At 75.4% G+C, this 10,258-nt stretch carries 1 protein-coding gene; it reads right to left on the bottom strand.

Going from position 1 to position 10,258, the window contains the following annotated elements:
• Position 1 precedes the first annotated feature (1 nt).
• The gene (locus BS80_RS11995) at positions 2-10,216 is read right to left on the bottom strand and encodes a type I polyketide synthase (protein WP_035796306.1); all 10,215 of its coding nucleotides are present in this window, start codon (positions 10,214-10,216) and stop codon (positions 2-4) included.
• Between the last annotated feature and the right edge of the window lie 42 nt (positions 10,217-10,258).

Here is a 10,258-nt window from a genome sequence, read left to right on the forward strand (position 1 = left end):
GTCAGGAATCGGTGCCGTCGGGGCTGTCGAGGTCGAGTGCCATGTCGATGAGGTGCTGGAGATCCATCGTGTCGATGGACTCGGCGACATCGCCTCGCGTCGTGCCGGGCGCTTCTTGGGGATTGGCGAGCTGGAGCAGGGACTCCAGCAGTCCGGCCTCACGGATCCGGCCCATCGGGATGGCGGCCAGCGTCCTGCGCAGCTCGGCGTCCTGCGGGTCGGTGTCCACGGCCGCCTGGCCGGGACCGGGGTGGTCGGAGTCGGGGACCAGCTCGCGGAGCAGCTGCTCGGCGAGCGCGGCCGGGGTCGGGTAGTCGTACACCAGGCTTGCGGGAAGCCGCAGTTGGGTGGCGGCCATCAGCAGGTTGCGCAGCTCGACCGCGGTGAGCGAGTCGAAGCCGAGCTCCTTGAAGGCCCGGCCCGCCTCGATGTCGGCGGCGGAGGCGTGCCCGAGCGCACCGGCCACCTGGGTCCGGACCAGCTCCAGGACGGCGTCCCGGCGGTCGGCCGCCGACAGCGCGGCGAGCCGCTGCCGCAGCGCCGACCCCGCGTCGGCGGCGGCGGTGCCGGCGTCCTGGCCGGTGTCGCCGGCCAGCGCCGCGCGCACCTGCGGCAGGTCGTCGAGCAGCGGGCGGGGCCGGGCCGCGGTGAACGCCGGGGCGAACCTGGCCCAGTCGACGTCCGCGACGGTCACGGTCGTCTCCCGGCGGGACAGCGCCTGCTGGAGGGCCACCATGTTCAGCTCGGGTGCCATCGGGGGCAGGCCCCGGCGGTCGAGCTGCTCCTCGGCGTCGCCCTCGGCGGCCATGCCGCCCTCCGCCCACGGGCCCCAGGCCACCGAGGTGGCGGCCAGGCCGCGGGCGCGGCGCTGTTCGGCCAGCGCGTCCAGGAACGCGTTGGCCGCCGAGTACGCGCCCTGCCCGCCGCTGCCCCACACGCCGGCGATCGAGGAGAACAGCACGAAGGCGTCCAGCTCCGTGTCGCCGAGCACCGCGTCCAGGTGCACCGCACCGGCGGTCTTGGCGGCCACCACGTCGGCGAAGGCGGGGAGTTCCACGCCGGTGCCGGGCGGCTGGGAGATGCCCGCGGCGTGCACCACGGCCCGGACGGGCGTGCCGTCGGCGGCGAGCTTCGCCACCAGCGTCGCGACCGCGTCGCGGTCCGCCACGTCGCACGCCGCGAGGGTCACGACGGTGTCGTCCCCGGCCAGTTCGGCCGCGAACTCGGCGGCGCCGGGGGCGTCCGCGCCCCGGCGGCTGACCAGGACCAGCCGCTCGGCCCCGGTGCGGGCCAGCCAGCGGGCGACGTGCCGGCCCAGCGCGCCCGTACCGCCGGTCACCAGCACGGTGCCGCGCGGGGTCCAGGAGTCGGCGGGCGCGGCGTCCTGCGCATCCTGCGCGGCCTGAACGAGACGCCGGACCAGGACGCCGGAGTCCCGGACCGCCCACTGGTCCTCGTCGCCCGGCTCGGCCAGCAGCCCGGCCAGCAGGGCCGACACGCGGTCGTCCGCCGTCTGCGGCAGGTCGACCAGGCCGCCCCAGCGCTCGGGGTGCTCCAGCGCGACCACCCGGCCCAGGCCCCAGACCTGCGACTGGACGACGCCGGCCGCCGGGTCGCCGGCCGCGGTGGAGACCGCGTGGCGGGTGACGCACCACAGGGGGGCCGCGGCGTAGGCGTCCACCCGGCCGAGCGCCTCGGCGAGAGCCGCGGTCAGCGCCAGGCCGACCGGCACCGCCGGGTGCTCGGGGTGCGCCCGCTCGTCCAGCGCGAGCAGCGAGAGGACGCCGGCCACCGGTCCGCCGTCGGCCGCCGCCTCCAGCCGTGCGGCGAGGAGGGCGGGGTCGGCGTGGGTCGCGTCCAGCTCGACGTGCGTGATCCGCATGCCGAGCCGCGCGAGGTCGCCGGTGAGCGTCTCGGCCCAGGCCCGGTCCGCGAGGCCGGCGGGGAGGACCGCCAGCCAGGTCCCCGCGGGGACGGCGGGTCGGGCCGGGGCCGGACGCGCCTGGGACTTCCAGACCACGTGGTAGCGGCGGCTGTCGGCGATGGCCGCCTCCTCCTGGCGGCGGCGCCAGGACGAGAGGGCGGGCAGCACCGCGCCGAACGGCTGGTCGCCGTCCACCCGCAGGTCGGCGGCGAGCGACGCCAGGTCCCCGCGCGCCACGGCCTCCCAGAACCGCACGTCGACCGCGCTCTGCGCGCCGTCGGCCGCCGGGGCGGCCGGTGCGACGGCGTCCGGCCAGTAGCGGCGCTGCTGGAAGGCGTATGTGGGCAGCTCGACGCGCCGCGCACCGGTTCCGGCGAAGTACGCCGTCCAGTCCAGGGCGGCGCCCCGGGCGTGCGCCCGGGCGAGCGCGGCGGTGAGCGTCGCGCGCTCGGAGCGGCCGGTGCGCAGGACGGCGGCGAAGGCCGCGTCGGTGTCGTCCGGCAGGCAGTCCTGGGCCAGGGCCGACAGCACACCGTCCGGACCGAGCTCCAGGAACGTGGTGACGCCCTGGGCCTCCAGCGTCCGCATCCCGTCCAGGAACCGGACGGCCTCGCGGACGTGCCGGACCCAGAAGTCGGCGGAACCGACTTCCTGCGCCGACACCACGTCGCCGGTCAGATTGGAGACGATCGGGATCTCCGGAGCGTGGAACGTCAGCCCCTCGACGACCTCGCGGAAGGCATCGAGCATCGGATCCATCAGCGGCGAGTGGAACGCGTGGCTGACCGTCAGGCGCTTGGACTTGCGACCGGCTGCGACCGCCAGGACCTCGTCCTCGTCACCAGCGATCACCAGCGAGTTCGGACCGTTCACGGCCGCGATGCTCACGCGCTCGGTGAGCAGTGGCAGCACCTCGTCCTCGGTGGCCTGGATCGCCACCATCGCACCACCGGCGGGCAGTTCCTGCATCAGGCGACCGCGAGCGGCCACCAGCGTGCAGGCATCCGCCAGCGACAGAACGCCCGCGACATGCGCGGCAGCGATCTCACCGATCGAGTGACCCGACACGAAGTCCGGCCGCAGACCCCAGGATTCGACGAGGCGGAAGAGCGCCACCTCGATGGCGAACAGCGCGGGCTGGGTGAACTCCGTCCGGTTCAACGCCTCGGCGTCATCACCGAACAGCACATCCCTCAGCGGCGGTTCGAGTCCAGCGTCCAACGCAGCCGCGAACACCGGGTAGGCGGCGTAGAGTTCACGCCCCATTCCGAGCCGCTGACTCCCCTGGCCGGTGAACAGGAAGGCCATCCGGCCACCGGCCACCGCACTGTCGGACGCCCCGCCGTCGGCCAGCGCCCGCAGGCCCTTCAGCAGCTCGTCCCGGCCGTCGGCAGTCAGCGCCGCGCGGCGCTCCAGGGCCGCGCGGCCGGTTGCCAACGAGTAGGCCACATCGACCGGTTCGAGGTCGGGATCGGACGTCAGCCGGTCGTGCAGGCGTCGGGCCTGCTCGCTCAGGGCCTCGGTGCTCTTCGCCGACAGCGGGAACGGCAGCGGCATTGAACCGGTGCCGGCCGAGGCGACGGCTTCGGCGGCCGGGGCCTGCTCGATGATGGTGTGCGCGTTGGTGCCGCTGATGCCGAAGGACGAGACGGCGGCCCGGCGCGGACGGCCGGTCTCCGGCCAGGCCCGCGACTCGGTCAGCAGCTCGACCGCGCCCGCCGACCAGTCCACGTGCGGCGTCGGCGCATCCACGTGCAGCGTCTGCGGCAGCACGCCGTGCCGGATCGCCATGACGGTCTTGATGATGCCGGCGACACCGGCAGCCGCCTGGGTGTGGCCCATGTTCGACTTGATCGAGCCGAGCAGCAACGGCCGCTCGGCGTCACGGTCCTGGCCGTAGGTCGCCAGCAGCGCCTGGGCCTCGATCGGGTCACCCAGCCGGGTGCCCGTGCCGTGCGCCTCGACCGCGTCCACGTCGGCGGTCGTCAGGCCGGCACTGGCCAGCGCCTGGCGGATCACCCGCTGCTGCGAGGGACCGTTCGGCGCGGTGAGCCCGTTGCTGGCGCCGTCCTGGTTGATCGCGCTGCCGCGCACCACCGCGAGCACCGGGTGCCCGTTGCGCCGCGCGTCCGACAGCCGCTCGACGAGCAGCATGCCGACGCCCTCGCCCCAGCCCGTGCCGTCCGCTCCGGCCGCGAACGCCCGGATCCGGCCGTCCGAGGCGAGACCGCCCTGACGGCTGAACTCGGTGAAGGTCCCGGGAGTGGACATCACCGTGACGCCGCCGGCCAGCGCCAGCGAGCACTCACCCTGGCGCAGCGCCTGGATCGCCCAGTGCAACGCCACCAGCGAGGAGGAGCAGGCCGTGTCGACCGTGACGGCCGGACCCTCCAGGCCGAAGGCGTAGGCGACCCGGCCGGACATCACGCTGCCGGCGTTGCCGGTCATCACATGGCCCGCGACCCCGTCGCCGACCTGGTCCAGGCCGATGTCGTAGCCGCCGTAGGACGCGCCCACGAAGACCCCGGCCCGGCTGCCGCGCAGGCTCACCGGGTCGATGCCGGCCCGCTCGAACGCCTCCCAGGACGTCTCCAGCAGCAACCGCTGCTGCGGGTCCATCGCCAGCGCCTCGCGCGGCGAGATCCCGAAGAACGCGGCGTCGAACAGGTCCGCCTGGTGCAGGAAGCCACCGGCGAGGGCGTAGTCGGTCTCGGCGCTGCCGCTCTCCCAGCCCCGGTTGACCGGGAACCCGGTGATCGCGTCGCCGCCGGTGGAGACCAGCTGCCACAGCTCCTCGGGCGAGCTGACGTTCCCGGGGTAGCGGCAGCTCATCGCCACGATGGCGATCGGGTCGTCGTCCGCACCGGCAGCGGCGGCGGCGCCGACGCTCGGGGTCTCCTGCGCGCCGAGCAGTTCGTCGCGCAGGTGGTCGGCGAGGACGGTCGGGTTCGGGTAGTCGAAGACGGTGGTGCTCGGCAGGCGCAGCCCGGTGACGGCGCCCAGCCGGTTGCGCAGGTCGACGGCGGTCAGCGAGTCGAAGCCCAGCTCCTTGAACGCCCGGCCCGCCTCGACGTCGGCGGCGGACGCGTGGCCGAGCACGGCGGCGACCTCGGTGCGGACCAGCTCCAGCAGCGCCCGGCGCCGCTCGGCCGTGGGGAGGGCGAGCAGGCGTCGGACCAGCGACCGGTCCGAGCCGGCGGCGGCGTTCCCGACGGTCCGGCGTGCGGCGGTCCGGATCAGACCGCGCAGCAGGGCCGGGACGGGTCCCGGGCCGGCGGCCGTGCGCAGCGCCGCCAGGTCCAGGCGGGCGGGGACCAGGACGGCCGGGCCGCTCGCACGGTCCGGGCCGACGAGCGCCAGGTCGAACAGAGCCATGCCCTGCTCGGCGGAGAGCGCGCCCATGCCGGCCCGCGCCATCCGGCTCAGGTCGGCCTCCCGCAGGCCACCGGTGATGCCGCCCGCCTCGGCCCACAGGCCCCAGGCGAGCGAGGTGGCGGCCAGGCCGTGGGCCCGGCGGTGCGCGGCGAGCGCGTCCAGGAAGACGTTGGCCGCCGCGTAGTTGGCCTGGCCCGCGCTGCCGAGGGTGCCGGCGACGGCGGAGAACAGGACGAACGCCGACAGACCGAGGTCACGGGTCAGCTCGTGCAGGTTCCAGGCGGCGTCCAGCTTGGGACGCAGCACGCGGTCCAGGCGCTCGGGGGTGAGGGAGACCACCGTGGCGTCGTCCAGCACACCGGCGGTGTGCACGACGGCCGTGAGCGGGTGCTCGGCCGGGACGGTGGCGAGCAGCGCGGTGAGCGCCGCGCGGTCGGCCGCGTCGCAGGCGGCGAAGGCCACCTCGGCGCCGTGGCCGCGCAGTTCGGCGGCCAGCTCGGCCGCGCCGTCGGCGTCGGCGCCGCGCCGGCTGGTGAGCAGGAACCGGCGGACGCCGTGCTCGGTGGCCAGGTGCCGGGCGACCAGGCGGCCGAGGGCGCCCGTCCCGCCGGTGATGAGCACGGTGCCGTCGGGGTCCAGCACCGGCCCGGCCGCTGCCGGGAGCGCCGCCTGCGCGGCGCGAGCCAGCCGGGGCACCAGGGTCCGGCCGGCGCGCAGCGCCAACTCGGGCTCTCCGGTGGCCAGCGCGTCGGCCAGCGCGGGCAGCGAGGCGGCGTCGGCGTCGAGGTCGACCAGCGTGAACCGGTCCGGGTTCTCGGTCTCCGCCGAGCGCACCAGCCCCCACAGACCGGCGTGCGCCAGGTCGGTGATGCCCTCGATCGCGTCGGTCGCGACCGCGCCACGCGTCAGGACGACCAGCCGGGAGTCGGCGAACCGCTCGTCGGCGAGCCAGCCCTGCACCAGCGCCAGCGCGCGGTGCGCGGCGCGGTGCCCGGCCGCAGCGAGGTCGGCGCGGTCGGCGTCGTCGTCGTCGTCGGGTGCGGTGAGGCAGGCGAGCACGAGCTCCGGCGCCGCGCTCTCGTCGGCGTCGGCGTCGGCGTCGGCGTCGGCGTCGAGGGACTGCGCCAGCGCCGCCAGATCGGCGAAGGCCTCGGCGGCGATCCCGCCGGCCAGCAGTCCGAGGGTGTCCTCGCCCAGCAGCACCCGCCGACCGGCCACGGCCGGCCCGGCCTCGACGGTCGGGGGCGTCACCCAGTCCAGCCGGAAGAGCGAGCGCGGGTCCGCCGCCCGGCCGCCGTCGGGCGCACCGTCCGGGAGCGCCCGCAGCGTCAGACCGTCCACCGTGGCGACCGGCAGGCCGCCGGCGTCGGCGAGCGCCAGCGCCACCGTGTCCTCGCCGGCCGGCGAGATCCGCACCCGCAGCGCGCTCGCGCCCATGGCGTGCAGGGTGACGCCGTGCCAGGCGGCGGGCTGCCGCCCCGGGCCGCCGTCGCTGCCCAACTCACTGTGCAGCGCGGCGTCCAGCAGAGCCGGGTGCAGGCCGAAGGCCTGGGCGTCCGGGTCGGAACCGGTCGGCAGAGCGACCTCGGCGAAGACCTCGTCGCCGCGTCGCCAGGCGGCCGCGAGCCCCTGGAACAGCGGCCCGTACTGGAGACCGCTCGCGGCCAGGCCCTCGTAGAGGCCGTCGATGTCGAGCACCTCCGCGTCGGCCGGCGGCCACTCGGTCAGGTCGAACGACGGCTGCGCGGCGCCCGACGCCAGGACGCCGGTGGCGTGCCGGGTCCAGGCCGTGCCGGGCTCGGCGTCCTGTGCGCGGGAGGAGATCGTGAACGGGCGGCGCCCCTGCTCGTCGCCCGGGGCGACGGCCAGCTGGAGCTGGACCGGGCCGCTAGCGGGCAGGACCAGCGGGGCCTGGAGCGTCAGCGCGTCCAGCCGGTCGCAGCCGGCCTCGTCGCCGGCCCGGATCGCCAGCTCCACGAACGCCGCACCGGACAGCACCGCTGCGCCGTGCACCGCGTGGTCGGCCAGCCAGGGGTGGGTCTGCGGCGAGATCCGGCCGGTGAGCAGGAAGCCGTCCGAGTCGGCGGACGCCACCAGCGCGCCCAGCAGCGGGTGGCCGGTGGCGACCAGGCCGGCGGCGGCCACGTCGGCCGACCGGGAGGAGCCCGGCGCCAGCCAGAAGCGCTGGTGCTGGAAGGCGTAGGTGGGCAGCTCGACGCGCCGGCCGCCCCGGCCGGCGAACAGCGCCGTCCGGTCCAGCGCCGCACCGCGCGTGAAGGCCTGCGCGACGGCGGTGGTGAGCGCGTGCACCTCCGGCCGGCCGGCGCGCAGCACCGCGACGAAGGCCGGCTCGACACCGGCGTCCGGGTCCGCGTCCTGCTGCGCGGGGAGGCAGTCCTGAGCCAGCGCGGTCAGCACGCCGTCGGGGCCCAGCTCGACGAAGGTGGTGACGCCCTGCTCGCGCAGCGTCCGGACGCCGTCCAGGAAGCGGACGGCCTCGCGGACGTGCCGGACCCAGAAGTCGGCCGAGCCGACTTCCTGCGCCGAGACCACGGCGCCGGTGAGGTTGGAGACGATCGGGATCTTCGGGGCGTGGAACGTCAGGCCCTCGGCCACCTCGCGGAAGGCGTCGAGCATGCCGTCCATCAGCGGCGAGTGGAACGCGTGGCTGACGGTGAGGCGCTTGCTCTTGCGGCCGGCTGCGACCGCCAGGACCTCGTCCTCGTCACCAGCGATCACCAGCGAGTTCGGACCGTTGACGGCGGCAATGCTCACCCGCTCGGTGAGCAGCGGCAGCACCTCGTCCTCGGTGGCCTGGATCGCCACCATCGCGCCACCGGCTGGCAGTTCCTGCATCAGGCGACCGCGAGCGGCCACCAACGTGCAGGCATCGCCGAGCGAGAGCACACCCGCGACGTGCGCGGCGGCGATCTCACCGATCGAGTGACCGGAGAGGAAGTCCGGCTTCAGACCCCAGGCCTCGACGAGGCGGAAGAGCGCCACCTCGATGGCGAACAGCGCGGGCTGGGTGAACTCCGTCCGGTTCAGCGCCTCGGCGTCATCACCGAACAGCACGCTCTTCAGCGGCAGTTCGAACTCCGCACAGACCGCGTCCAGCGCAGCCGCGAACACCGGGAACGCGTCATACAGCTCACGCCCCATCCCCAGCCGCTGACTCCCCTGGCCCGTGAACAGGAACGCCATCCGCCCACCGACGACCGCACCCACGGCGCTGCGGCCCTCGGCCAGCGCCTCCAGGTCCGCCAGGAAGCCGGAGCGGTCGGAGCCGACGAGCACCGCACGCCGTTCCAGCGCCGCCCTTCCGGTCGCCAACGAGTGTCCCACGTCGGCCGGTTCGAGCTCCGGACGACTGTCGAGCAGGGCCCTCAGACGGCCGGCGGCCTCGCGCAGCGCGCCTTCGGTGCGGGCCGAGAGCAGCCAGGGCAGCACGTCGGTGGCGACCGGCGCGACGGCGGTGTCCGGGTCGGCGCCGGCCGCGTCGTCGGCGGCCGGCTGGGGCTCCTCGGCCGGCGCCTGCTCCAGGATGACGTGCGCGTTGGTGCCGCTCACGCCGAAGGCCGAGACACCCGCCCGGCGCGGCTGGCCGGTCGCGGGCCAGGTCCGGGCCTCGGTGAGCAGCTCGACCGCGCCGGCCGTCCAGTCGACGTTCGGCGTCGGCGCGTCCACGTGCAGGGTCTTGGGCAGCACGCCGTGGCGCATCGCCATGACCATCTTGATGATGCCGGCCACGCCTGCGGCGGCCTGGGTGTGGCCGAGGTTGGACTTCAGCGAGCCCAGCCAGAGCGGCTTGTCCCCGGCCCGTTCCTGGCCGTAGGTGGCCAGCAGCGCCTGGGCCTCGATCGGGTCACCCAGCGTCGTGCCGGTGCCGTGCGCCTCGACCGTGTCCACCTCGGCGGCGGAGAGCCGGGCGTTCTCCAGCGCCTGCCGGATGACGCGCTGCTGGGCGGGCCCGTTGGGCGCGGTCAGGCCGTTGCTGGCGCCGTCCTGGTTGACGGCCGAACCACGCAGCACGGCCAGCACGGGGTGCCCGTTCCTGCGCGCGTCGGAGAGCCGCTCGACGAGCAGCATGCCGACGCCCTCGGACCAGCCGGTGCCGTCCGCCGCCGCCGCGAACGACTTGCAGCGGCCGTCGGCGGCCAGGCCGCGCTGGCGGCTGAACTCGACGAAGACGTCCGGGTTGGGCATCACGGTGACGCCGCCGACCAGCGCGAGCGAGCACTCGCGCCGGCGCAGGTTCTGGGCCGCCCAGTGCAGTGCGACCAGCGACGAGGAGCAGGCCGTGTCGACGGTGGCCGCCGGACCCTCCAGGCCGAGCGTGTAGGCGATCCGGCCGGAGAGCACGCTGGTCGCGCTGCCGGTCAGCAGCAGCCCCTCCAGGCCCTCGGGCGCGTCCTGCAGGTCGCTGCCGTAACCCATCGCGGCGGCGCCGATCAGGACGCCGGTGCGCGAGCCGCGCACGGTGGCCGGGTCGATGCCGGCCCGCTCGAAGACCTCCCAGGCGGCCTCCAGCAGCAGCCGCTGCTGCGGGTCCATGGCGAGCGCCTCACGCGGCGAGATCCCGAAGAAGCCCGGGTCGAACTCGGCCGCGCCGGTGAGGAATCCACCGCCGCTGTTGTAGAAGGTGCCCTTGCGGTCGGGGTCCGGGTCGGCCAGCCCCTCGATGTCCCAGCCGCGGTCGGCGGGGAACCCGGAGATGGCGTCGCCGCCCTCGGCCACCAACTGCCAGAGATCCTCCGGGGATTCGACCCCCCCGGGGAACCGGCAGCTCATCGCGACGATCGCGATCGGCTCGGTTGCGTCCGCTTCCACTTCGCCCAGGCGGCGCCGGGTGCGGCGCAGCTCGGTGGTCATCCACTTCAGGTTTTCGAGAAGCTTTTCTTCGGTCACGCCAGCCACTGAAACGTCATCCCCTGGAGCGAGTCGGAAGGTGTGCGGTCA

The organism is Kitasatospora mediocidica KCTC 9733, assembly GCF_000744225.1.
In the GTDB taxonomy this organism is placed as follows: Bacteria; Actinomycetota; Actinomycetes; order Streptomycetales; family Streptomycetaceae; genus Kitasatospora; species Kitasatospora mediocidica.